At 57.2% G+C, this 23,207-nt stretch carries 20 protein-coding genes and 3 pseudogenes; 12 read left to right on the forward strand and 11 right to left on the reverse strand.

What is annotated here, in order from left to right; all coding sequences use genetic code 11:
- Window positions 1-249: 249 nt before the first annotated feature.
- Window positions 250-1,559: pseudogene (locus IC37_RS10275) on the reverse strand (McrC family protein).
- A complete protein-coding gene (locus tag IC37_RS10280; protein ID WP_030132575.1) occupies window positions 1,556-3,121 on the reverse strand; it encodes an McrB family protein in 1,566 nt (521 codons plus the stop codon). The pseudogene IC37_RS10275 and the gene IC37_RS10280 overlap by 4 nt, the downstream one beginning before the upstream one ends.
- A 253-nt stretch (window positions 3,122-3,374) precedes the next feature.
- Here IC37_RS10280 and IC37_RS10285 point away from each other — a divergent pair, with 253 nt between their 5' ends.
- Entirely contained in the window at window positions 3,375-4,364 is a 990-nt protein-coding gene (locus IC37_RS10285) for a hypothetical protein (protein WP_030132576.1), read from the forward strand.
- Here the strand turns inward: IC37_RS10285 and IC37_RS10290 are convergent, their stop codons facing one another.
- Window positions 4,365-5,054 (reverse strand): hypothetical protein, encoded by a 690-nt coding sequence (locus tag IC37_RS10290; protein WP_030132577.1) that lies wholly within the window; start codon window positions 5,052-5,054, stop codon window positions 4,365-4,367.
- A gap of 26 nt (window positions 5,055-5,080) precedes the next feature.
- A complete protein-coding gene (locus IC37_RS10295; RefSeq protein ID WP_030132578.1) occupies window positions 5,081-5,899 on the reverse strand; it encodes a sulfite exporter TauE/SafE family protein in 819 nt (272 codons plus the stop codon).
- A gap of 271 nt (window positions 5,900-6,170) precedes the next feature.
- Between IC37_RS10295 and IC37_RS10300 the strand changes: the two are divergent.
- Window positions 6,171-6,937: pseudogene (locus IC37_RS10300) on the forward strand (helix-turn-helix transcriptional regulator).
- A 155-nt stretch (window positions 6,938-7,092) separates the two neighbouring features.
- On the opposite strand, the gene bglX reads toward IC37_RS10300, so the two are convergent.
- Window positions 7,093-9,321, reverse strand: a complete 2,229-nt coding sequence (gene bglX / locus IC37_RS10305) for a beta-glucosidase BglX (protein ID WP_371916321.1) — start codon at window positions 9,319-9,321, stop codon at window positions 7,093-7,095.
- 338 nt (window positions 9,322-9,659) lie between these two features.
- Between bglX and IC37_RS10310 the strand changes: the two genes are divergently transcribed.
- The gene (locus IC37_RS10310; protein WP_030132580.1) at window positions 9,660-9,977 is read left to right on the forward strand and encodes a helix-turn-helix transcriptional regulator; all 318 of its coding nucleotides are present in this window, start codon (window positions 9,660-9,662) and stop codon (window positions 9,975-9,977) included.
- 48 nt (window positions 9,978-10,025) lie between these two features.
- Here IC37_RS10310 and IC37_RS10315 read toward each other — a convergent pair whose 3' ends face one another.
- A complete protein-coding gene (locus tag IC37_RS10315) occupies window positions 10,026-11,084 on the reverse strand; it encodes an MBL fold metallo-hydrolase (RefSeq protein ID WP_030132581.1) in 1,059 nt (352 codons plus the stop codon).
- A gap of 214 nt (window positions 11,085-11,298) precedes the next feature.
- On the opposite strand from IC37_RS10315, the gene IC37_RS10320 reads away from it, so the two are divergent.
- Window positions 11,299-11,907: a TetR/AcrR family transcriptional regulator gene (locus tag IC37_RS10320; RefSeq protein WP_030132582.1), complete on the forward strand. Its 609-nt coding sequence runs from the start codon at window positions 11,299-11,301 to the stop codon at window positions 11,905-11,907.
- A gap of 141 nt (window positions 11,908-12,048) precedes the next feature.
- The gene (locus IC37_RS10325) at window positions 12,049-12,594 is read left to right on the forward strand and encodes a DUF1003 domain-containing protein (protein WP_030132583.1); all 546 of its coding nucleotides are present in this window, start codon (window positions 12,049-12,051) and stop codon (window positions 12,592-12,594) included.
- On the opposite strand, the gene IC37_RS10330 is transcribed toward IC37_RS10325, so the two are convergent.
- The gene (locus tag IC37_RS10330) at window positions 12,558-13,538 is read right to left on the reverse strand and encodes a LysR family transcriptional regulator (RefSeq protein WP_081729435.1); all 981 of its coding nucleotides are present in this window, start codon (window positions 13,536-13,538) and stop codon (window positions 12,558-12,560) included. The genes IC37_RS10325 and IC37_RS10330 overlap by 37 nt on opposite strands.
- A 15-nt stretch (window positions 13,539-13,553) precedes the next feature.
- On the opposite strand from IC37_RS10330, the gene IC37_RS10335 reads away from it, so the two are divergent.
- Complete coding sequence (locus IC37_RS10335; RefSeq protein WP_030132585.1) at window positions 13,554-14,261, forward strand: CTP synthase; 708 nt, start codon at window positions 13,554-13,556, stop codon at window positions 14,259-14,261.
- Window positions 14,246-14,380: pseudogene (locus IC37_RS30455) on the forward strand (antibiotic biosynthesis monooxygenase); the annotation flags it as partial. The gene IC37_RS10335 and the pseudogene IC37_RS30455, both read left to right, overlap by 16 nt.
- A 145-nt stretch (window positions 14,381-14,525) precedes the next feature.
- Here the strand turns inward: IC37_RS30455 and IC37_RS10345 are convergent.
- A complete protein-coding gene (locus tag IC37_RS10345; protein WP_030132586.1) occupies window positions 14,526-14,852 on the reverse strand; it encodes a DUF2025 family protein in 327 nt (108 codons plus the stop codon).
- A gap of 236 nt (window positions 14,853-15,088) precedes the next feature.
- Here IC37_RS10345 and IC37_RS10350 point away from each other — a divergent pair, with 236 nt between their 5' ends.
- The 3 genes from IC37_RS10350 to IC37_RS10360 all read left to right on the forward strand — a co-directional run bounded on the left by IC37_RS10350 (window position 15,089) and on the right by IC37_RS10360 (window position 18,072).
- A complete protein-coding gene (locus tag IC37_RS10350; protein ID WP_030132587.1) occupies window positions 15,089-16,216 on the forward strand; it encodes a glycerophosphodiester phosphodiesterase in 1,128 nt (375 codons plus the stop codon).
- Window positions 16,217-16,428: 212 nt separating this feature from the next.
- The gene (locus IC37_RS10355; RefSeq protein ID WP_030132588.1) at window positions 16,429-16,734 is read left to right on the forward strand and encodes a PepSY domain-containing protein; all 306 of its coding nucleotides are present in this window, start codon (window positions 16,429-16,431) and stop codon (window positions 16,732-16,734) included.
- 159 nt (window positions 16,735-16,893) lie between these two features.
- Window positions 16,894-18,072, forward strand: a complete 1,179-nt coding sequence (locus IC37_RS10360) for a GAF domain-containing sensor histidine kinase (protein ID WP_030132589.1) — start codon at window positions 16,894-16,896, stop codon at window positions 18,070-18,072.
- Here the strand turns inward: IC37_RS10360 and IC37_RS10365 are convergent.
- Window positions 18,069-18,503 carry a hypothetical protein gene (locus tag IC37_RS10365; RefSeq protein WP_030132590.1) on the reverse strand — a complete coding sequence of 145 codons (435 nt, stop codon included), beginning with the start codon at window positions 18,501-18,503 and terminating at the stop codon, window positions 18,069-18,071. The two genes, IC37_RS10360 and IC37_RS10365, sit on opposite strands and share 4 nt — an antisense overlap.
- A gap of 111 nt (window positions 18,504-18,614) precedes the next feature.
- Complete coding sequence (locus IC37_RS10370) at window positions 18,615-20,240, reverse strand: methyl-accepting chemotaxis protein (protein WP_030132591.1); 1,626 nt, start codon at window positions 20,238-20,240, stop codon at window positions 18,615-18,617.
- Window positions 20,241-20,516: 276 nt separating this feature from the next.
- Here IC37_RS10370 and IC37_RS10375 point away from each other — a divergent pair, with 276 nt between their 5' ends.
- Window positions 20,517-21,539 (forward strand): transporter, encoded by a 1,023-nt coding sequence (locus IC37_RS10375; RefSeq protein WP_030132592.1) that lies wholly within the window; start codon window positions 20,517-20,519, stop codon window positions 21,537-21,539.
- Window positions 21,540-21,712: 173 nt separating this feature from the next.
- Here IC37_RS10375 and IC37_RS10380 read toward each other — a convergent pair whose 3' ends face one another.
- Window positions 21,713-22,150 carry a multidrug/biocide efflux PACE transporter gene (locus IC37_RS10380; protein ID WP_030132593.1) on the reverse strand — a complete coding sequence of 146 codons (438 nt, stop codon included), beginning with the start codon at window positions 22,148-22,150 and terminating at the stop codon, window positions 21,713-21,715.
- A gap of 89 nt (window positions 22,151-22,239) precedes the next feature.
- On the opposite strand from IC37_RS10380, the gene IC37_RS10385 reads away from it, so the two are divergent.
- A complete protein-coding gene (locus tag IC37_RS10385; protein ID WP_030132594.1) occupies window positions 22,240-23,094 on the forward strand; it encodes a LysR family transcriptional regulator in 855 nt (284 codons plus the stop codon).
- Window positions 23,095-23,207: the final 113 nt, after the last annotated feature.

Consider the following 23,207-nt stretch of genomic DNA (forward strand, 5'->3'; position numbering starts at 1 on the left):
GGTCATGGAATCCGCAGTCAATCACACAGATTCGCAATTCACCCTTTGGTGGTTTGTCGTTGGAACGTGCAACTGAGTTTGCTGCATTGGCAGAATGAACCATGGATTCGGATGCGGGACATGCCTTGCATCCTGCTGACCCAACAGCACACATCTTGGTGGAGGAAAGCTTCACGACTGTTTCTATTTTAGAAAGCCGCTAAAGATGGGTGCAGCTTTTTGCACCCATTTGATTGGGGGCGTTGAGCATCACGCCGACTGTTCACTCGATTGCAGCTGCTGAGAGTGAAGCGGGAACCCTTCAGGAGCGCCAAATAATACGCCACGTTCCATATCAAACGGCAGCACCCAAAGCTTGAGCTGCGGTGCAAAATCGAATACCTGCAACGGTGCATCAAACGCAGATCGTCTTGGATAAATCAGCACCAACTCCCTTGAAAAACGCCGCCCGCTAGGTATTTGTGGCCATAGGCGAACAACTGATAGAAATCGGACTGCTTCAAACCGTAGCTCTTATCCTCACCAGATGAGTTCAACCGCTTCCATTTTGTGTCTAGCACCCAGCGCTTATTCTGATGGTGAACCATCAAATCCGGCCGCAATTGAAAGAAGTTTTTGCCTTTGTGCTGACACAAATATTCAGTGTGGGCTTGAGTTTGAAGTCGAGCGTCTTGCAGCAGATCCCTGTCTAGACTCGCAGCTACATAGCGCTCAAACAGCTTCTCCATAGGAAACAACAAGCTCATACCATGCCACTCCCCGGCGACCGCCAAAGGCATCTGTTGCTTAATAATCAGCTCGCACCAGGGTTTCACCGGCACATAGTGCGCCATCAGTCGCTCGCTACTCCATTGTTTGAAATCCTGCTGCACATTGCGGCTTGTAGGAACCTCTAACAACACACTTCTTAACTCGTGAGCTAGACGCCAGTTACCAGCATCTTTTGTTGCTTTGCAGACCTCATCTAGCGCGAATTTGAGTAAGCGGTTTTCTGGTCGGTCGGGCAAATAGATATCGTGTCGAATCTGGAAATGGTGCTGGCGCCCAGGGGGTTGGCGCATTTGCTTAACCACATCCAATTGACCACGTAGGAACCGTTGTTCCTCCTCTACGCGCTGGTAGTCAAAGCGTAGACCTCGCTTGATCAAGTGATCCAGAGCCAGTAGGAATCGGCCCATGACCCATTCGCTCAGCGGTGCATCGAAATTTTGAAGATCTGCCGCGCCGACTTCACGGGTGGGTAAATTTAGAGAGGCTTGGATCATGCGCCTCAGTAAAGCCCTGCTCTGCTTGATGCAGTCTTCGCGTTCGAAATGCTTTGGGAGAATTTCAAGGCGCGTGCCACAAGGTGTTTCCAGTACGCCGACGTAGTTGTCGAGCTTGAGTAAACAACGGTTCTCGAGCTGAATCAGCTCTGCCCCAGCTTTGCTGAAAAAAGCATTTGATTTGCACAACCAGTCAAAAGCTGAAACCGATATTTGAGCAAGATCTAGCGTCGGCACAGCGACGTTATCTGTCGTCAGCCTCGCGTATTCGCGAACCGTAATGACGGGTTTCACACCGTCACACCATTCAATGCACTGATAACTGCCATACCGAGATGACGAGTATTAAATTCACGCCCACTGGCATGATGTGTTGTCAGGCCATGCATTGCGGCAAGATCTCGCAATATGGGTTTAGAGGGCCGGACGATCTTCCCCGCCTGTAAAACCTCGATTGAACCGCTTTCAAGCTGACGGACCTGGATGTCGCCTTTTTCAGCCTCGATAGCGTCTTGCAGCTTTGGAAGCACTGTTTGGTGATCGATGACACCCCAATAGGACTCGATCCGGGAAAAGGCCTCTTCATTGATCAGCCATTGATTATTTTGGTTGTTGAGCATCACTTGATCGCCAAACAACGAATCGGGCTTGAATGGCGGCTGTTCGATAAAGCAATTTTCCGGGGCTTTGCGATGATCGTTGAGCACCCACTGAATCCGCTCCCAATCTTCAAAAAAGTACTCTTGCAGCAGCGGGAGAACTTGCTCGCGAAAGATTTGCCCCAATCGCTCCAGCGTACGGTCGCTGTCTAGCGGCATAAAATACGCGTGTCCGAGGCAATGATCTCGATCTAGCAGCATTTCAATTCGCTGATTCATCACTATCAGGAGCTGGGCAATATTGAGTTTGCCCACGGCAATGTGTTCCAACAGCTCAGGCTTAGGCGGCATTTCGCGGAAAGTGAAACGACGACGCAAAGCGATATCTAGACTGGCCAATGAACGGTCAGCGGTGTTCATGGTGCCAATGAGATAGACGTTGCTCGGTACGCTGAAATGCTTTTTAGAGTACGGCAGCGTCACTTTCAAAGCCTCATCGGCTCCCGCACGCTTGGATGGCTCGATTAACGTGATCAGTTCACCAAAAATCCGGGAAATATTGCCGCGATTTATTTCGTCGATGATGAGTACGCGTGCATTACAGGGCTGAGTTGTCGCTTTGACCTCTGCACGCTTGGATGGTGCATCCAATATCCGCTCCACCAAAACAGGCAAAATATTGCAGTAACCATTGATGAGATTTTTTTCCAGCTTAGTCTCTGGCATCTTGTCAAAAACGTGCTTGTTGCGGATATCGTCCACAGTTAACTGCTCTGAACGTACATATTCAGCAAGTGTTCTGAGCATACTCATTCCAATCGGAAGCTCTTTTCCGTTTGGCTTTATCAAATTGAGCAACTCATCGGATGCACTTGTGACCACGTATCCCTTACCCTTACCGAATGACTCGCCCTTCGTAAATAAGGACCCTAGGCTCTTTATCTCGGCGATGGCAGAGGTGCACATTTTTTTGAACACACCATCGACAACGTCATAGCGCAGTTGCCCGTCTTCTCCACTTTTTGCACACAGACCTTCGACAAAGTCCTCGTAGCTGAAGCTTTGATGAAACGTGACGAACTCGATATGCCTATCTTCTGCTAGCTCATCAAAACGCGTCTTCAAAGCTGCCCGATCGTTTTTGTTGGCCCGAAGAAACTCAGGAGCAAGAATTTCCAGCGCGGCCTCGATAGTGGCGAATGTCTTACCGGTTCCCGGTGGGCCAAACAAGATTTGGTTAAGTGCAGGCGAAGTCATCGAGTCGCTATCCTTGCTACGTGAGCAAATGGTCATCGCGGGGTGCGGCTCGATCACGGTCGACACGGGTTGCAGAAACCGAAACTCGACGTAGGAAACAGCGCACAGCCGCAGGAAATTTATCCTACAACGGTAGCTACATTGCCATCACTGGTAAAGCCGCACAGAGAAGTAGATCGCGCTGTGGAAAAAGCTGTGCAGGACGAGCGCTTAGCGACTATAAAAACGATCCCCTCAAAGAGCCCGATAGCCCATGAAATTCGACCTCGCCTACTGCCTCAGCCTCGACGACAAGCTGTCGATCTATGACGTGCGCGATTTGAATTTCGACGAAACCATGGATTTCGACTCCGCCAAGGAGCATTTCCAGTGCCCCAACGATGCTTGCCGTTTGGCATTCGCTGCAGCCAACGTGCTGGGAACGTTCAACGCCAAGAACGTGAATTACGTGCGCACGCCGCACTTCAAGAACATTCCCAGCACGCGGCATGTCGAGGGTTGTCCTTATGTCAGTCTGAAGACGCCAGCGTCGGGCCTGGAGGCGGATGGTGCGGAATCGGATGACAGTCGGGAGGAGCATTTCCCGTCGGAGTTGTTGCTGATTCGGCGTGAGTATGTGCGTAAGCCGTCGAACCCAACCGTGGCGGCGGATGCCATGCGGGATGACCCAAAACCAACTTCAGCGGCCAGTAACGTTGAGCATCCGAGCCGGGAGTCGGCGCCGGACAAGACCAGTGTCTTCGCCCATCCGGTTGAGTGTTTTGTGTCGAACTTCGAGGACAAGGAGCTACTCAAGCGCATGCCGCTGAAGATTGGCGAGCACTCGGCGCCTTATGGGTCGTTCTTCAAGAAGATCGAATACCTGCAGGACAACAAGGGGCTGATTTACTGGGGCAAGATCAAGGAGATCAAGGATTACACGCAGAGCTTTCGCATCGATTTCGAACAGAAAGTCTGGTTCAAACAACCGGACGAGGCGAAGAAGAAGCCTTACTCGGTCAATGTTTACTTGAGCAAGAAGCTGATCGACAACTACCGCAAGCGCAAAGCGTTTCTGGAAGAGATCAAGCACGCCGTCGACAGTGAAGCGGAGTTGTATTGTTTCTTTTATGGGGTGACGCCGGAGTTGAAGCAGGTGCCGAGCAAGAAAAACCCCGAACAGACGTTCGGGGTTTTCAGTGCGAATATCGAGAACCTCGATCACTTTATTATTCGTGAAGCGCCGGGGTTGGCGGAGAAGTAATCAGCCTTGCTGAAGACGACTCTCCAGATCTCTGATTTCCTGCTTCACCTCTTTACGCCGATCACGTGCAGCCTGAATAACTTGCTCATCCCGCCCGCAGTAGGTGCGTAACCAGTGCGCCATCATTTCCTCGCTCGGGTAGTAATAGTCTTTATGACCTTTACTGCCTCTGAGGAAGTCGTTCATCTGCGCGTCGAAACGGCCGGCCGCATACTCATCCGGCGGTAAGGTGCCCCACTCCGCAGCGCAATCCTGGAAGAACCAGGCGATATCGTCGATGTGCTTTTGCGCACCGCGATGTCGGCGTTTGTACAGCCGGTACTCGCGATTGCTTTCCTCAAAACGCTCCATCATCGGCTCATCTTCGACCCAGCGAAGGATGTCGTGCTGCCCCGCATGATGGATCAGGCCGTTTATCCAACGCTCGGAAAAACGTTGAACAAAACCTGCGACATCGGCCTTTTTCGCGTCCGCGAAAATCATGCAGTAACGGGTTTGCACATGGATGACGAACAACACGTGCTTGCGTTGGACGGTGATGGCGTGGACCAGCCACTGCTCGATGGTTCCACCTTGTTCATCGTCCTCGATAGCGGGCGATGGCGGTTTCTCCACTGGGCTGATTTTTTTACCCTTGTGGACGCGGCTGAAGAAGGTGCTGGCTGCTTCGGTGCAGTTGAAGATCAACATCCTGGGTTCTCGAGAGGTCTGTGCCGTTATTTAAGGCATATACCAAGCATCACTAAAAGCAGCAAACCAATATAAACCCGCGCATGCACCCGATCCGGTATCCGCCCGATCCACGGTGTCGCCAGGCGAATCCCCACCAGCGACCCAGCCGTCAGCACCGCAAACGCCAGCACATCCACATAACCGATAAACCACGGCCCCAGATCAAACTCGGCAAACCCCGCCATCGCCATGTAAGTCAGCGTCCCGGCCACCGCAACCGGCAGACTCAACGGATTGGCCATCGATGTAGCCCGAGACATGCTCAGCCCACAACGCCGCAGTAACGGCACGGTCATGACACTGCCGCCCACGCCGAGAAAAGTGGCGATGGTGCCGATGCCTATACCGCCGCCAGACACTTCTGCCCTGCCCAATCGCCGTGGGATTACGGCGTCAGATTGTGTGAGAAAACCGCGTCTGAACAAGCAGTCCAGAATCGTCACGCCGAGGTAGGCGATGAAAGCAAAACGGATCAGCTCGCCACTTGCCCACATCGCGGCAATGGCTCCGACGATAGCGCCCAGGCCGATGAACCCGCCCAGCGGCCACACGTAATGGCGAATGAGATGACCGGCGCGGTGATGTTTTCCGGTGGCGATCAGGGCGTTGACGATCATCACGCAGGTCGAGGTGGCCACGGCGATGTGCATCGCCGATTGGCTGATGGGATCGTCGGCGCCGTGGCTGGCCGTGAGCATGCGGTACAGCAAGGGCACGACGACGAATCCGCCGCCGAAGCCGAACAGCACGGCGGTGACGCCGGTCATGCAGCCGAAGAGTGCCAGCAAGAGGTAGAAGAACATCGCGCATCGTCCGTTGGTTGAGAGTGGCCCGACGATAGAGCGATGAGGCCTGGCCTATTGCCGGTAAGTTAAGTAAGAGCAATCCATGTGGGAGCGGGCTTGCTCGCGAAGACGGCGGCACAGTCAACATTGATGTCGTCTGACACACCGCTTTCGCGAGCAAGCCCGCTCCCACATGGATTGCTCTTAACTTACTGGCATAAGGGCATGGCCTGCTTCAGCAAGTCAGCCAATAATGTTTGCGTTTACGCCAACCGCTGGATGCCGCTAGATGCGCAATGTTTCGATTGATCTGCTGGACGCCACGCCACGGCCGGTGGTGGCCATTGGTACGGATTACCCCGACGGTCATTCGTTGCCGCGCCATACCCACCGGCGGGCGCAGTTGTTGTATGGCGCCACCGGCGTGATGCAGGTGAGTACGCACGACGCAATTGGGTGGTGCCGCCGCAGCGGGCGGTGTGGATTCCGCCGGGGGTGGCGCATGAGGTGTTGATGCTGGGGGTGAGCACGCGCAGTTTGTACATCGAACCGGGGGCGGTTGATTTGGGCAATCGCTGTCAGGTGATCAGTGTTTCGCCGTTGATGCGGCATTTGTTGATGGAGGCGGTGGAGGTTGCGCTGGAGTACGACGAGGCCGGGCGTGACGGTGCTCTGATCGATTTGCTGCTGCATGAACTGGCGCGCAGCGCTCACTTGCCGTTGCACATTCCGTTGCCTGTCGATTCGCGGCTGCTTGGGTTGTGTCAGATATTTCTCCGGCAACCGAACGCTCACCAATCGCCGCAACAATGGGCCGATCAGTTGCATATCAGTTTGCGTACGTTCAATCGTTTGTTCCGCCAACAAACCGGCCTGAGTTTCAGCCAATGGCGGCAGCGGGCCTGTGTGGTGCTGGCTTTGGCCCGGCTGGCGGTGGGCACGCCGGTGACGCGGATTGCGCTGGATTTTGGCTATGACAGCCCAGCGGCGTTCTCGACGATGTTTCGTCGGGTGCTGGGGCAGGCGCCGTCCGTTTGGTTGGAGGGGGCGAAATAGAGAGGTCGCGACTAAACGCAGAACCTGTAGGAGCGAGGCTTGCCCGCGAAGAACGATGACGCGTAATACCTGAAAAACCGCGGTGCATTCTTCGCGGGCAAGCCTCGCTCCCACAGGTTCTGCGCTTGGCACTTCATTTTCTTTACTGATCGGTCTTAGCCACTGCCTTGTTCTGGCAGCAACTCAAAACTCTGCTCCTTCACATCCTGGGAATCCAGACCGATCTGCACCCGGAACTCGCCCGGTTCGGCGACGTGTTCCAACTGGGCGTTGAAGAACTTCAAGTCGTTCTCATTAATGCTGAAATGGATCGCTTTCTCCTCGCCGGCCTTGAGCATGATTTTTTGAAAGTTCTTCAGTTCTTTGACCGGACGGCTGACAGATCCAACGACATCGCGGATATACAGCTGAACCACCGTTTCGCCATCGCGCTGGCCGATGTTCTTCACCATGACGCTGGCGACGAGATTGTCGGTCTTGCTCAGTGTGGTCGAAGACAGGGCCATGTCGGTCAGGCTGAAATCGGTATAACTGAGCCCATAGCCGAAGGGATAAAGCGGCCCATGGGATTGATCGAAATATTGCGACGTGTAGTTGCGAAGCGCACCCGGCAGGTAAGGACGACCGGTGTTCAAGTGGCTGTAGTAATTCGGGATCTGCCCCACGGAACGTGGAAAGGTGATGGGTAATTTGCCGGACGGGTTGTAGTCACCGAACAATACATCGGCAACGGCATTGCCTCCCTCGGAGCCGCTATACCAGGTTTCCAGAATCGCATCGGCCTGTTTATGCTCCTTGCCGATGGAAAGTGGCCGGCCGTTCATCAATACCAGTACCAACGGCTTGCCGGTGGCTTCCAGGGCAGTGATCAACTCACTCTGGCGCCCAGGCAGATCGAGGCTGGTTCGACTGGCCGCTTCATGAGACATGCTGCGGGGCTCGCCCACCACGGCAATCACGACATCGGCTTGCTGTGCAGCCTTGACCGCTTCATCAATCATTTCTGCTGCCGGACGAGCGTCATTCTCGATTTTGGACACTCCCTGGTACTCCAGGTATTTAACAACCTCCTGATCCTCCTCGAGATTGGCGCCTCGGGCATAGATCAGCGAGCCCTGGTTCATCGCGTTTTTCAGCCCGTCGTAGATCGTCACCGATTGCGCGGCCACGCCGCTTGCAGACCAACTGCCCATGATGTCGACGGTACTTTTTGCCAACGGACCGATGAGCGCAATCACGCCCTCTTTTTTTAGCGGCAAGAGCCCGTTTTCATTCTTCAGCAGCACCAACGTCTTGCGTGCCACCTCACGGGCCTGCGCTCTGTGCAGGCGGTGTTCGGCATTGTTGTCAGCGGGGTCTTCACTGGCAACGCCGATGCGCCGGTAAGGGTCTTCGAACAGGCCCATGTCGTACTTGGCCCCCAGCACTTCCCGCACCGCGTTATCGATATTGCTCTGGGAAACGGCGCCAGACTCAAGCAGCCCGGGTAGCTCCGGACCATAGGAGAAGTCGTTCATGCTCATATCAACGCCGGCCTTGATCGCGAGCCTGGCCGCTTCGCGGTGATTCTTCGCAACACCATGCTGAACAAGATCGTTGATCCCGTTATGGTCGCTGATGACCAATCCCTTGAAGCCCCATGCCTTGCGAAGCAGGTCTTGCATCAACCATGCATTGGAAGCGGCTGGCACGCCATTGATCGAGTTAAGCGCCACCATCATCGCCCCTGCGCCCCCCTCGATCGCCGAACGATAAGGTGGCAGGTAGTCCTGGTACATCCTGGCCAGCCCCATGTCGACGCTGTTGTAGTCGCGCCCACCCTCGACAGCCCCATACAAGGCAAAGTGTTTGGCGCTGGCCATGATGCTGTCAGGTGCATTCGGGCTTGTGCCCTGGTAAGCCTGGACCATCGCTTTGGCAATGCGCGAAACCAGGTAGGTGTCTTCGCCAAAACCTTCGGAGGTACGTCCCCAACGAGGATCTCGGGAGATATCTATCATCGGGGCGAAGGTCATATCGATACCGTCCGCACTGGCTTCTTTTGCCGCTATCCGACCGCTTAACTCGATAGCGCCAATATCCCAGCTGGAGGCCAATGCCAAGCCAATGGGGAAAATGGTTCGATGGCCGTGAATCACGTCCCAGCCGAAAAACATCGGTATTTTCAGGCGGCTTTGTTGAGCCGCGTCCTGCATGGGTCGGTTTACGTAGCGGCTTACAGAGCCGTAGGTACCACCGATTCGCCCGGCGGCGATCTCTTCGCGTATCTTTTCTGGCGTCATCTTTTCATCAATAGCGATCAGTCGCAGTTGGCCGATTTTTTCCTCCAGGGTCATCTGATTTATCAGGTTGCTGACAAAGGCCTCTTTGCTTAACGATGCCATATCAGCCACCACGGGCAGACTTGTAAAACCGATCAGGGCACATAGCAGACGTAGTCTTTTCATGATTCCCTTCCCGCATAAAGCTGTGACGCACTGCGTCATAAACGCCACCTTTCCTTGTATTGAAAATCGGAAAGCTGACGTTCAATCATTGCTGCTGACGGGAGCTGAACGCCTTGAGCTTTCAGGATCCCGCATAGAAACAGCGTAGTCGCTCCCACGCTCCTGCCTGACTGAAAAGTGTAATCAATCAAAAAAATGAGATTGATCCGGGATCAAAACAACTGTACAAAAACACAGTACATTTTGAATCAGCACTCTCGAGCCCGGAGAACACCATGGCCACTCTTGCGATGAAAATTACCCTGGAACGGATCGCCCTCTTCCAGTTCACCCCCACCCACTGCGCCCAGGCCCGAGCGATGCTGGGTTGGAGTATTGAAGAGTTATCCGAGGAATCCGGGGTTTCCGTTGACGCTATCCAGCGTTTCGAGGCTGAACGCGATGTGCTGGATGTCACCCGGCTGGCGTTGGCGTATCGGTTTGAGTCGCAAGGTCTGGTGTTCTTCCCGGGATTTGCACCGGGCAGAGGGATGAATGTGCGAGGGTCGACGCCGGATCCGGTGGGGCGGGCGGATTATGCGATGGTTGAGTGATGGTTCAGTACGGGCCGCTTCCATAGCAAGCGGCCCGGCAGCACAACATCAAGCGTTCTGAGGTGCCATCGGATCGCTGACACCTTCCAACCCCAGCCACCAGGTACGACCACGCTGCGGATACATCACGTTGAATGCTTCGCCCATCTGCGGTGTGGTGATCGACACGTTCCGCTCCCAGGCCAACGCCAAAATACGGTCGAAAGGTTCGTACCAGGCGTGCATCGACAGGTCGAAGGTGCCGTTGTGGATCGGCAGCAACCAGCGCCCTTTAAGGTCTATGTGCGCTTGCAAGGTTTGCTCGGGCTGCATGTGAACGTGCGGCCACTCGACGTTGTAGGCGCCGGTTTCCATGAGCGTCAGATCGAACGGACCGTACTGTTCGCCGATGCGTTTGAAGCCGTCGAAGTAGCCGCTGTCGCCACTGAAGAAGATCCGCGTGTCGCCGTCGATCATCACCCACGACGCCCAAAGGGTACTGTTGCCGTCGAACAGGCCACGGCCGGAAAAGTGCTGCGAAGGTGTGGCGACGAATTGAACGCCATCGACCTCGGTGCTCTGCCACCAATCCAGTTGGCGCACTTTGCTGGCATCGATACCCCATTTGATCAGGGTGTCGCCCACACCCAGCGGTGTGAGGAAGTAGCGGGTCTTGTCCGCCAGTTTCAGGACGGCCTGATGATCGAGGTGGTCGTAATGATCGTGGGACAGGATCACCGCTTCAATCGGCGGCAAGTCTTCGAGGCTGATCGGCGGCTGGTGGAAACGCTTGGGGCCGGCCCATTGCACCGGCGAGGCACGCTCAGCGAAGACCGGGTCGGTGATCCAGAACTTGTCCCGCAGTTTCAGCAGTACGGTGGAATGACCAAGGCGATAGACGCTGTGGTTGGGCGCAGCGATCAACGCAGCCTGGGTCAGAGTTTCCACCGGGACGGGAGTGGACGGACGAGTGTCGCGTGGTTTGTGGAAGATCATGTTCCAAATAATGCGCAAGGTTTTGCGAAAGCCTTCACGCTGCACCGGCACATGATTTCGGTACTGCCCTTGAGCCTGTCGAGACGCTTCGGGCGTTGAGGCGCTATTCGCAGGGGACGTTGAAGTGGCCATGACTGAATGACTCCAGAAAAACCGCTCATTAGCGATTTCTTGCTTGGGACGATAAATGGCCAAGGCATGCACGCATTAGCCGCAGATTCTATTTTTTACCGGGCAGGATTAACAAAACATTACACTGCACAGTGTAGTTTCAAGGTTGCATCAAAGCGGATCACAAGTAAACTACCAAGTGTAGTTATCCACTTCTTCCTGCCTAAGCGTATTTATGACAGCCTCACAGCGCCTCACTGACCGTAAACGCGAAGCCATCATCCAGGCGGCGATTGCCGAATTCCGTGCCAACGGTTTCGACATCACCAGCATGGACAAGATCGCCGCTACCGCTGGCGTGTCGAAGCGCACGGTGTACAACCACTTTCCGAGCAAGGAAGAGTTGTTCGCCGAAATTCTCAATCAATTGTGGGCGCGGGTGACGGCTGAACAGGAAACGGCCTACCGCCCTGACCTGGCCCTACGCGATCAGTTGCGCCTGATGTTGCAGGCGAAACTGCAGATGCTGGCCGATGACAATTTCCTCGACCTGGCGCGGGTGGCGATCGCCGCCACCATCCACTCTCCAGAGCGCGCACAGAATATGGTCGCCCGAATGGGCGAACGCGAAGAAGGCCTGACTGTGTGGATTCGCGCTGCCCAGGCCGATGGGCTATTGAAACCTGTCGCACCCGAGTTCGCCGCGCAACAGGTCCAGGGATTGCTCAAGTCCTTTGCCTTCTGGCCACAGATCTCCATGGGCCAGCCTGGCTTGTCGCCCGAGATGCAGCACGCCGTTGTGGAGTCGGCACTAGACATGTTCCTGGCCTGTTATGAGCTCTGAATCAAGCTGCAAAAAATGACAATGTCCGCGGCTTTATCGCTGATTGATCGCTCTGAGTAGAAACACCGAAATGTGTTTCAGAATGAAACTGGCGCCGGAGCTATAGTGAGCCTCAGTCCCAGCGGCCATGCAGAGAGCACCATGAGCACCCCGACCCGCGAAACCGAAACCGAACTCACCGGCCCCGTCGATCACCTGCGCTTCCATCGCCCTCACGCTCATCTGGCACCTACTTTCGGTACCGACCGTTTTGCCCTGCGCGCCGAGGCCTTTGCGCGGTTCTTCGGCACGCCGACTTTTCTCGGCGCCCAGACCCTGATCGTGCTGGTCTGGATTTGCTTGAACCTGTCCGGCGTGACCGATTTCGATGTGTACCCGTTCATCCTGCTCAACCTGGCGTTCAGCCTGCAAGCGGCCTATGCCGCACCGCTGATTCTGCTGGCCCAGACGCGTCAGGCGGCGCGGGACAAAGCCCAGTCAGACGCTGATGCGCGACATCGTGAAGCCTTGGCCGTGGCCAACAGCGAACGTCAGGCCCAGGCCGCGCGAAACACCGCTCAACTGATGGAGCTGCTGGAGCAAAACACCCGGCTTACCGAAATCACCAAAACCCTGACCGAGCGTATCGAAAGCCTGACGTCGCAAATGCATCAACACTTTGTAGGCAAAGAACCGCCGAAGGCGTGATCCGAAGGCCACTTCAGCGCCCGCCCCAACTCATCGAACAACGTCACCACCGAGCGCAATGCGCGGCAGTCCGGGCGAGTCAGCAACCACAGTGCGGTGTCGTAACCGTGCAAGGGGTCGGTCAACGGTTGCAGTCCGTCACCGATGAGGAAGTCCGGCAACGCCGCGACACCCAACCCGGCCCGTACCAACTCGGTGACCGACAACATGCTGTTGCAGCGATAGCTCGGTGTTACGCCAGGCAATTGTTGACGTCGCCAGGCGACGGTGGGGTGATCGGGCAGGAAGTCGTCTGGGGCGATCCAGGTCAATGCCGCCAGGTCGTGGGAATCAACCGATTGCAGATAGGCCGCGCTGGCACAGACCCGGTAGGAAATATCCGCCAATCGCCGGCCAACCAGATGCTCGGGCGGTGTGCGGGTCAGCCGTAAGGCGATATCGGCATCGCGACGGCTGAGGTTGGCGAAGTCGTTGGAGGTGCAGAGCTCAATGGTCATCGCCGGGTAAGACGGCATGAACCGCGCCAGCGCCGGCAACAACAAACTTTGCAGGACTGAATCGGTGCAGGTCAGGCGCACAGTGCCGCTGATGACTTCACCGCCCTGCTCCACGCCAATGCGCGCCGCCTCCAGTGCTTGCTCGGCGCGCTCAGCCTGCTCGGCCAGGGTCTGCGCCAGCGTGGTCGGCAGGTAACCGGCGCGGCTCTTTTCGAACAGTTGCTGGCCCAGCGCGGCTTCCAGTCGGCGGACGGCGCGAAACACCGTCGACACATCGACCTTCAACAACGCCGAGGCCCGGGCCAGAGAGCCGCCGCGCACCAGAGCGAGGATCAGGGACAGGTCCGGGTAGTCCAGTCGATAGTGCGTCAGTGCATTGATCATTTGGAATAACGCCAATATTGATTGCGTGAGCGCCAATCTATAGTGGGTGCCAGGAATCAACAAGCGTCGAGATCACTCATGGAAACCAGCGCCATCCGCATCGCCCTGATTGGCGATTACGACCCACAGGTCACCGCCCACCAAGCCATTCCCGTCGCCCTCGGCATGGCCGCCGAACACTCAGGCAGGGACATACAGTTTCAATGGTTGGCCACCGACAGCATCAACGCCGATACGCCACTGGATGACTTCGATGGTTTCTGGTGCGTGCCCGCCAGCCCTTATCGCGACATGGACGGCGCATTACGGGCGATCCGTTTTGCCCGTGAACAGCAGCGACCTTTCCTCGGCACTTGCGGCGGTTTTCAGCACGCGGTACTCGAATTCGCCCGCCATGTTCTGGGCTGGGTAGATGCCGAACACGGCGAGACCTCGCCCGACGCGACGCGGGCATTACTCACGCCGTTGACCTGTTCGCTGGTGGAAGCCGTCGACAGCATTCATTTGGTTGAAGGTTCGTTGATTGCCAAGGCGTATGAAAACGCTGAGATTCGCGAGGGATATCGCTGCCGTTACGGTGTGAATCCTGAGTTTGAACGGGAGCTACTGAAACAACAGTTACACGCGGTTGGCCACGATTCGGCGGGGGATCTGCGGGCGGTGGAGCTAAACGATCATCCGTTCTTTGTCGCGACGTTGTTCCAACCGGAACGCGCCGCGCTCAAGGGCATTGTGCCGCCGTTGGTCCGTGCGTTGATCGAGGCTTGCGTGAGGCAAAAATCATGATCGCCCCGAAACACCATCCCGAGCACAGCGCTATTCGCGAGCGCGGGCGATCGACCTGGTATTCGGCGTGTCATACGCGGGTGTGCAGGGTTGAGCGGGCGTATCTGTTTGAGCAGTGATTGCTGCGGCGTTTTTTAAATCACCTTCGCGAGCAAGCCCGCTCCCACAGTGGATCTCCTGCGTACCCAAAATCTGTGAACGACCGAGATCCAATGTGGGAGCGGGCTTGCTCGCGAAGAGGCCCTGACAGTTAGTACAAAACCCTCAACCCCGCACCAAACTCCTCACCGCCGTAATCTGCGGCACTTCCCGCCGGTTCATGTACACCCGCAACGGTTCGGTGATGTTGATCCGGTCGTCGATGTTCTGGTCCAGCAGCAACTGGATCAGTTCGCGCTTGAGCGTCATGGTCTGCTCGGGGCCGGGTGCCCAGACGAATTCACTGGTGGGGATGATGCCGTCATCAGCCACGTCCATGCCGAACGAGTCTTCGCTGAAGCGCACGATGTACTGGCCGGTCTTGCGATTGAGGCCGACGAAGCCTTTGAGTTGGTCGGCGGCCTGGCAAATGAGCTGGGAAGTGATGCGCACGGTAAACCTCACAAAAGGTCGCAAAGGACCGGTGATCGATGGTTTACACGCAGGGCAAGCGAACGGGTTTCCCTCTGTCGGGGAAACTGCCGGGCCAAGATTACTGCAAAGAACCGCACAAAAGCGCTGAAAAAATTCTTCTTTCAACATGTTTATGTCGGTCTGGCGATAGCACAAGCGGCGCTCAGTTGTTAAAAGATACGTCTTTGAAAACCCATCGCAAAAGGACTTCGACCATGCCTGTCACCTTCACCAAGCGTGCCCTGCTGCTGAGCCTGATGCTCGGCCTCGGCCAGGCACAGGCCGCCAGCGAGCCAAGCCCCACCGCACTGGCGACCCGTCTGGGCATTCCGCACCCGGCAGTGATCGCCCACCGCGGCGCGTCCTTCGATGCACCGGAATCCACCGCTGCGGCCTACAAACTGGCTCGCGATCTGGGTGCCGACTATCTGGAAATGGACCTGCAACGCAGCAAGGATGGCGTGCTGTTCGCCCTGCATGACAACAACCTGCAACGCACCACCGACGTCGCCAGCAAATTCCCTGAGCGTAAGGACAGTCTGGCCAACGAGTTCACTATCGCCGAACTCAAAACCCTGGATGCCGGCAGCTGGTTCAACAGCGCTTACCCGGATCGCGCACGCCCGAGCTACGCGGGTCTGAAGATCCTGACCCTGGACGAAATCATCGACATCGCCCAAGGCAATCCGCTGCACAAGCCGGGCCTGTATATCGAAACCAAGGAGCCAAAGCAGTTTCCCGGCATCGAGCGCGACCTCAAGGATAAATTGCAGGACCGCGGTTGGCTAAGCCCGACCGGTTCAAAACTGGCGAAGAGCAATCTGGCGGTCGGTCAGGGCAAAGGCAAAGTCGTACTGCAAACCTTCGAGAAGAACAGCCTCGAACTGCTTGAGAAGGAAATGCCGCAAGTGCCGAAAATCCTGCTGTTGTGGGTGGGCGAAGGCAGCATCGAGCCGAAATCCAAAGTGTCGTTCGCCGAATCCGGTGACAAAGATAAAGCGACCTGGTACGCCAGGCAGGAACCGAAAGACAAAGCCGAATTCCAGCAATGGGTCGAGTACGCCAAGGCCCAGGGCGCTATCGGTACCGGCCCTTCGGCCGCACTGACCCAGGGTGGCGATCAGAGCTATTCGGACCTGGTGCAACCGTGGATGAACCAGTACACCCACGATCAGGGCCTGCTGGTACACGTCTACACCATCGACGATGCCGTGGATTACCAGAAAGTGGCGGATGCCGGCGTCGACGGCATCTTCACCAACCGCGCCAGCGAACTGCTGAAGTTCTATAAGCGTCCGGCAGCGGCGAGCGTTGCGCAGTTGTTGCAGAACAACGGGTATTGATCGGGACCGTGGCGCCTGCTTCGCTGTAGGAGCGGGCTTGCCCGCGAAGACGGCGACACAGTCAACATTGATGTCGCCTGACATACCGCTTTCGCGAGCAAGCTCGCTCCTACAGGATTCTTTTAATCTGAAACCACAGGTCATTAAGGGTGAATTAAGTTGCGCTGGCTAACCTGATCCCACTTAAACAGCTCATCCAAGGAAAGAACTTCATGAAAACCTTAACTGCCCTGTTCACCGTTGCTGCCCTGACCCTCACTGCTGGCCTGGCCCAGGCTGACGTACGCGTCGACCAGATCCCTGAGTTGGTTAAAAGCGGCAAGATCAAACCCCTGGAAGAACTGAACCAGGCAGCCCTGAAGTTGCATCCGGGTGCCACGATTACCGACACCGACCTGGATAACCACTTCAACGGTTACGAATATGAAGTCGAACTGCGGATGGCTGACGGCACCGAGTGGGACGTGGATTTCGATGCCGCCACCGGCAAGGTTCTGAGCAACAAACAAGACACGTGATTCAACTGCAAAAAAGCCGCACGACTTTCCGGTCGTGCGGCTTTTTTGCGCTCGGCGTCAGGTCGTTCGCTGAAGCGACGAACGAAGTCGCGCCATTTCTCACAAGCCCGCTAGAATCCCTCAAAACCATTCGGCATGTTGAAGCAGAGAACCACGGATATGGGGCAAACAGCGGCAGCAGACATCTCCACAATCAGCCGGATCACTGCGGTGCCGGCGATTCTTCAGGTGATCCGCGAGTTGACCGGCTTGCGGTTCGCAGCCGTGGCCCGCGTTACCGAAGACTGCTGGACCGTTTGCGCGGTGTTCGATCAACTGGATGTCGGTGTGCAGGTAGGCGATGAACTGGAGCTGGTCGCCACCCTGTGCGACGAAATCCGCCAGGGCCAACACTCAGTGGTGATCGACAAGGCCAGTGAAGACCCGCTCTACCGAGATCACCACACGCCCCGTACCTATCCATTCGAAAGCTACATTGCCGTCCCGATAGTGCGCACCGACGGGCGCTTTTTCGGCACCCTTTGTGCCCTTGATCCCAATCCGGCGCCACTCAAATCCAGCACGATCCAGAGCACCATGGAGTCGTTCGCCCGGATGCTCGCGCTACAGATCGAGACCGAAGAAAACCTGCAACGGACCGAAGCGGCACTGATCGAGGAGCGCCAAACCGCCGAACTGCGCGAACAATTCATCGCCGTACTCGGCCATGACCTGCGCAACCCCTTGTTCGCCATCAGCGCCGGCGCCGAAATGCTCCTGCGCAAAGTCTCTGACCCGGCGAATGAGCAACGGGCCCGGCATATCCTCACCAGCGCCCGACGTGCGACCAAACTGGTGGACGATGTGCTGGACTTCGCGCGGGGTTCACTGGGCCGAGGCATCCCGGTGAATATTGAGCCGTGCCCGGATCTGGCGGATGCGTTGCGGCATGTGATTTCCGAGATCCAGAGCATTCATCCCAAACGCATCATTCAGTCATCGATTGGCGACCTGAGCAACGTTCATTGCGATCGCGAACGGGTCACGCAATTGCTATCCAATCTGGTGGCGAACGCCGTTGTTCACGGAACTCCCGACGGCCCGATCGAGGTCAGTGCGCAGGTCAAGGAAGGACACTTTGTGTTGAGCATAAAAAATCAGGGGCTGATTGCCGAGGATGCGCTGCCGCACCTGTTCCAGCCCTACTCGCGACCGGCCGGCGGAACACCTCAGGTCGGCCTCGGGTTGGGGTTGTACATTGCCAGTCAAATTGCGCAGTCCCATGGCGGGAAGCTGGAAGTGATATCGACCGAGCAACAGGGCACGACGTTTACCTTCAGCTTGCCCCCACGGATTTAAGCGGTAGTGCTGACCACCGAACCCGACGTACCGCCCCCCTCATCCTGCAACGCCTGCAACAACGCCGCCGTCACCGTCTGCAACGAAGCCGAAGTGGCCGCAACCTGCGACTGAGCCGCCGCAATGTTCGCAGCTTTGGCTTCAGCGCTGTCCTGCCTGGCCTGGGCCGCTTGCAGTTGTTGCTGTTGTTCCTGCAATTGCTTTTGCAGCTCGGCGAGCTGCTTGCGCAGTTGTTTCACCGTATCGGATTCGCTGCTACTGGAACTGCTGTCACTCGACGCGGGTGCACCGCCAGCGGCAACCTTGGCGGTGTCGCTGGACGCTTCAGTCGTCGCTGCGACTGAGGTGTCTTCGCTGCTGTCGTTGATCGCGACTTTGCTTGAAGAGGTCGACAGGGTCTGATTGATCGAAACGGAGCTGATACTGACCATGGGATTTATCCAATGTGGAGTTTGGGTAAATCCGTCATCGACGGGCGCGGCATAAACTTGAGAGCGACTGTGTACCGATTCGGTAACCAAACCGGTACACAGCCCATTTCACTAGGCGCTCAACCGCGCCGTGACTTCATTCAACTGCCCCGACAAGCCATGCAGATTGTGGCTGGCCGCTTCGGTGCGTTGCACGTTGTCCAGGTTGGTACTGGCGATGCTGGTGATTTCGGTGAGGTTGCGCGAGATGTCTTCGGCCACTGAAGTCTGTTCTTCGGCGGCGGTGGCGATCTGGCGGTTCATGTCGCGAATGGCTTCCACGGCATGGGTGATGCGCTCGAGCATGGCGCCGGCCTGGGTCACTTGCTCGACGCTTTCTTCGCTGCGCGACTGACCGCTTTCAATCGCCTGGGCCGCGTCCACTGCGCCGGTTTGCACGGTTTGAATGATCTGGTTGATCTCGATGATCGACGCCGCTGTGCGCTGGGCCAGGCTGCGTACTTCATCGGCGACCACCGCAAAACCACGCCCGGCTTCACCGGCGCGGGCCGCTTCGATTGCGGCGTTGAGCGCCAGCAGGTTGGTCTGTTCAGCGATGCCGCGAATCACTTCCAGCACTTTACCGATGCGCCCGCTGTCGGCTTCCAGACGACGGATGACCGCGGCGGTGTTGGCAATTTCGCCGCGCATTTGGGTGATGGTGTGAATGGTGCCCTGCATGACTTTTTCGCCCTGCTGGGCAGACTGATCGGCATCATCGGCCGCACGTGCCGCATCGGCTGCGTGACGCGCGACTTCTTGCGCGGTGGCGGACATTTCGTTCATCGCCGTGGCCACCTGATCGGTGCGGTTGAACTGCTCGTTGGTGCCGCTGGCCATGAGGCCGGCAATCGAGTTCAGCTCGCCGCTGGCGCTGTCCAGATCCGACGCACTGCGCTGCAAGCGGCTGAAGGTTTCAGCAAGAAAATCGCGCAAGGTGTTGGCGGCCTGGGCCAGGTTGCCCAACTCGTCCTGACGGGTGCTGGCCACGCGTTCGGCGAAGTGCCCCTGGCTGAGTTGTGCCACATAGTCGATCAGTTCGCGGATCGGCTCCACCAGGTTGCGGTTGACCAGCCACAGGCTCAACAGGCCAATCAACAACCCCGACATCAGCATCACCACGAGCCCCAACAACACCGTCTGATCAGCACTGGCACTGATCAACTTCGATTGCTCGATACTCTGCTTGCGCAGTTCGCTGACCAGTTCATTCATCTGTTCGCTGGCGGCACGGTCCACGCCCTTGACCGCGCTGTCGCCGGCCGTTGGGTCGGCACCGGCCGCCACATAGGCATCACGGCCCTTCTGATAAGCCGCACCTAATACACGATGCTCTTCACGCAGGCGTTCGATGCGGGTCTTGAGTTGCGGCTCGATGTCTTTCTGCCCGGCCATCTCACTCAGGATGCCCTGCACGTTGCGCTGGCCATCCTCGAATTGCTTCCAGTATTTGTCCAGGTCCGCTGGCTGCTTGCCGCGCAGCAGGACGTTTTTCCATTCCTGAACCTGCACCTTGAATTGCAGGTTGGCTTCATCGATCAATTGCGAGGTGTGCAACGGGCCTTCGATCAGGTTCGCGTAGTTCTGAACGCCGTTGGACAAAAAGTGAAAGCAAGCCAAAGCGATCAGCAACATCGCCAACAGGCTGCCGCTCAACAGGGCGAGGATTTGCGCTCTCAGGGATTTTTGCAAAAACATCGAGTGATATCTCATGACAGGGATAAGGCACGCCAAAGTGGCATGCAAGATGTCTGGACATCCCTGTCAACGACGCTGGTTCACCACCAGAATCGGAAGATCAACATTAGCGTCATCGGCGGGCCAGAGCCTTTCTTGAGCCCCTCCCGACCACTGGTAGGAGGCGGATTTCCGGCGCCATTCAACTGTCACAAAACCTTCAAAATACGTTGCGATGATGGGGCTCAAGTGAACCTGTGAAACCTGCGACAGGCGTCCCCCTCACAGCGAGACCTCATGAACCACAGCATCGACCAGCGCCATCGCGATTCCAACCTGTTCGGCCTGCTTTACGGTTTTAGTTTTCGCCCCGGCGAGCGCGGCCGAGAGATCGATTCGGCCAAGGCGCTGCACTGTCTGCAACAACCGGACGACAGTGATGAATTCCTCTGGCTGCACCTGAACCTGGCCCATGCCGCGTGCGAGCGCTGGATGAAAAGCCATCTGGCCTTGCCTGATGAATTTTTCGAGGCGCTGCACGAAGGTTCTCGCTCGACGCGCATCGAGCATGTCGATTCGGCGTTGCTGGCGGTGGTCAACGACGTGGTGTTCAACCTCAGCAGCATGGTTTCATCGGACGTCTCGACGCTGTGGGTCTGCGCCCGTAGTCGGCTGATCGTCAGCGCCCGGCTGCAACCGTTGCACTCGGTGGACAAGCTGCGCTCTTCGGTGAAGGCCGGTGAATGTTTTCGCTCGCCGCTGGAACTGCTGGTGCATTTGCTGCGCGATCAGGGCGAAGTGCTGACGCAGATCGTGCGCAAGACCAGCCTCAGCGTCGATCAGATCGAAGATGAGTTGCTGTCTTCGCGCCTGTCGACCAACCGGGCTGAGCTGGGCGCCAACCGCCGGGTGCTGGTGCGCCTGCAACGGTTGCTGGCGCTGGAGCCGGGCTCGTTGCTGCGCCTGCTCAATCGCCCGCCGCAATGGTTGCAGAAGGAGGACGTCAAGGAGCTGCGCAAGTCCACCGAGGAGTTTGCGCTGATCATCAACGACCTCACGGCCCTCGGTGAACGGATCAAGCTGTTGCAGGAAGAAATCGCCGCCAACCTCAACGAACAGAGCAACCGCACGCTGTTCACCCTGACCGTGGTCACGGTGCTGGCGCTGCCGATCAACATCATCGCCGGTTTTTTCGGCATGAACGTCGGCGGCGTGCCGCTTTCCGGTGATCCGGAGGGGTTCTGGATTCTGGTGGCGCTAGTCGCGACGTTTACCCTGATTGCCGGACGCTGGGCGTTTCGCAAGCGGCAGGATTATTGATCACGACCATCACGACCATCACGACCATCACCACCGTCCCCGCCATTCTCACCGTCCCCACCCCTGTAGGAGCGAAGCTTGCCCGCGAATGGAGCGCCCCGGTCTGACAAAATGACCGCGTTATCGTTCTTCGCGGGCAAGCCTCGCTCCTACAAGTTTTGCGATCTTTGCTTTTAAACCTCGCAAGCCCTGCGTACCAACAGCCGCTCACGCACCACGTCATAACCCCAGTGATAAACGTAGGTATACGGCAGGAAAAACAGCAGTACGCCGATGTCCAGCAAGAACGCCTGCCACAGGCTGACCTTCAGCCACCAGGCAATCAATGGCACGCCAAACGCGACCAGGCCGCCTTCGAACAACAGCGCATGCACCGCGCGCACCCAAGCGTTACGCACAATGGCAAAGCGCTTGAGCAACCGGTCGAATACGCCGTTGAAGACCACGTTCCAGGCCAGGGCGAGGGCTGCAATGGCCAAGGTGACCGCGCCCATTTCCAGCATGGGTTTGTCCATGACCCAGGCCAGCAGCGGAGTACAGATCAATATCGCCAGCAGTTCGAAACCGATGGCCTGGAAAATTCGTTCAGTGATGGATTTGTTGGCGTTCATGGCCAGACTCCCTGAGTGACTGTGGTTGCCATGATCGGTTATCGAACCGATACTTCATAACCAATAACCATCGATCAAGGCGATAGCTCATGGCTTCCCACGAAGTGTTGCTGGCGTTTGTCCAGGCGGCGACTCAAGGCTCGTTTTCTGCGGCTGCGCGCAAGCTCGGTCGCAGTCAGTCGACCATCAGCGCCGCAGTGGCCAGCCTGGAAATCGACCTGAACCTTGCCCTCTTCGACCGCAGCAGTCGCAAGCCGAGCCTGACCCCGGCCGGGCACGTCATGCTGCAACGGGCCGAGGAGATTCTGGCCGCCACCAGCCGTCTGGAAATGACCGCCAGCCAACTCTCCCAAGGCGTCGAACCGAAGCTGACCGTGGCGATATCCGACACCTATCAGTCCGACCGTTTCGAAGCGACGCTCAGTGCTTTCGAGCAGCGTTATCCAGACCTGGAACTTGAATGCCTGATCGCCGAATGCGATGACCTGGTGGCGCTGGTGCAGCGCGGCCGAGCGCATGTCGCCTTCGCCGAGATGCAGGATAATTACCCACCCGACCTGGTCAGTTCGACGGTGGACGAGCGCACGGAAATCGCCCTGTTCGTGTCCCACGCTCACCCGTTGGCGAAGCTGAAGGGAATCGATCAGGACGTGCTGCAACAGCACCGCGAGCTGCGTCTGGCAACGATCGTCAATCCGTATGAAAGCCGCGCGAAAGGTCGCGTCTGGTCGGCGCCGAGTTATTTGATGCTGCTGGAAATGGCCCAGGGCGGGTTCGGCTGGGCGCCGTTGCCCCGTTGGTTGGTGGGGCGATTCGGGGCTGGCTCGTTGGTGGAACTGAATGTGCGCGGCTGGCCGAAACCGGTGTGCGTCGATGCGCTGTGGTCGCGCCTGCATCCACCGGGGCCGGCGGGGAGTTGGTTATTGAGCAAGATGCTGGAATAGCGGTGCTGCCATTCGCGAGCAAGCCCGCTCCCACATTGGATCGTCGGTGTACGCAGAATATGTGTCCGACACAAAACCACTGTGGGAGCGGGCTTGCTCGCGAAGAGGCCCGC

Source organism: Pseudomonas sp. QTF5 (assembly GCF_000512695.2).
GTDB lineage: Bacteria > Pseudomonadota > Gammaproteobacteria > Pseudomonadales > Pseudomonadaceae > Aquipseudomonas.

Bases quoted from the DNA above. Each gene is read 5' to 3' on its own strand.
- IC37_RS10280 (WP_030132575.1), bottom strand. From the start codon at position 3,121: ATGACTTCGCCTGCACTTAACCAAATCTTGTTTGGCCCACCGGGAACC.
- IC37_RS10285 (WP_030132576.1), top strand. From the start codon at position 3,375: ATGAAATTCGACCTCGCCTACTGCCTCAGCCTCGACGACAAGCTGTCG.
- IC37_RS10290 (WP_030132577.1), bottom strand. From the start codon at position 5,054: ATGTTGATCTTCAACTGCACCGAAGCAGCCAGCACCTTCTTCAGCCGC.
- IC37_RS10295 (WP_030132578.1), bottom strand. From the start codon at position 5,899: ATGTTCTTCTACCTCTTGCTGGCACTCTTCGGCTGCATGACCGGCGTC.
- bglX (WP_371916321.1), bottom strand. From the start codon at position 9,321: ATGGCATCGTTAAGCAAAGAGGCCTTTGTCAGCAACCTGATAAATCAG.
- IC37_RS10310 (WP_030132580.1), top strand. From the start codon at position 9,660: ATGGCCACTCTTGCGATGAAAATTACCCTGGAACGGATCGCCCTCTTC.
- IC37_RS10315 (WP_030132581.1), bottom strand. From the start codon at position 11,084: ATGGCCACTTCAACGTCCCCTGCGAATAGCGCCTCAACGCCCGAAGCG.
- IC37_RS10320 (WP_030132582.1), top strand. From the start codon at position 11,299: ATGACAGCCTCACAGCGCCTCACTGACCGTAAACGCGAAGCCATCATC.
- IC37_RS10325 (WP_030132583.1), top strand. From the start codon at position 12,049: ATGAGCACCCCGACCCGCGAAACCGAAACCGAACTCACCGGCCCCGTC.
- IC37_RS10335 (WP_030132585.1), top strand. From the start codon at position 13,554: ATGGAAACCAGCGCCATCCGCATCGCCCTGATTGGCGATTACGACCCA.
- IC37_RS10350 (WP_030132587.1), top strand. From the start codon at position 15,089: ATGCCTGTCACCTTCACCAAGCGTGCCCTGCTGCTGAGCCTGATGCTC.
- IC37_RS10355 (WP_030132588.1), top strand. From the start codon at position 16,429: ATGAAAACCTTAACTGCCCTGTTCACCGTTGCTGCCCTGACCCTCACT.
- IC37_RS10360 (WP_030132589.1), top strand. From the start codon at position 16,894: ATGGGGCAAACAGCGGCAGCAGACATCTCCACAATCAGCCGGATCACT.
- IC37_RS10365 (WP_030132590.1), bottom strand. From the start codon at position 18,503: ATGGTCAGTATCAGCTCCGTTTCGATCAATCAGACCCTGTCGACCTCT.
- IC37_RS10370 (WP_030132591.1), bottom strand. From the start codon at position 20,240: ATGTTTTTGCAAAAATCCCTGAGAGCGCAAATCCTCGCCCTGTTGAGC.
- IC37_RS10375 (WP_030132592.1), top strand. From the start codon at position 20,517: ATGAACCACAGCATCGACCAGCGCCATCGCGATTCCAACCTGTTCGGC.
- IC37_RS10380 (WP_030132593.1), bottom strand. From the start codon at position 22,150: ATGAACGCCAACAAATCCATCACTGAACGAATTTTCCAGGCCATCGGT.
- IC37_RS10385 (WP_030132594.1), top strand. From the start codon at position 22,240: ATGGCTTCCCACGAAGTGTTGCTGGCGTTTGTCCAGGCGGCGACTCAA.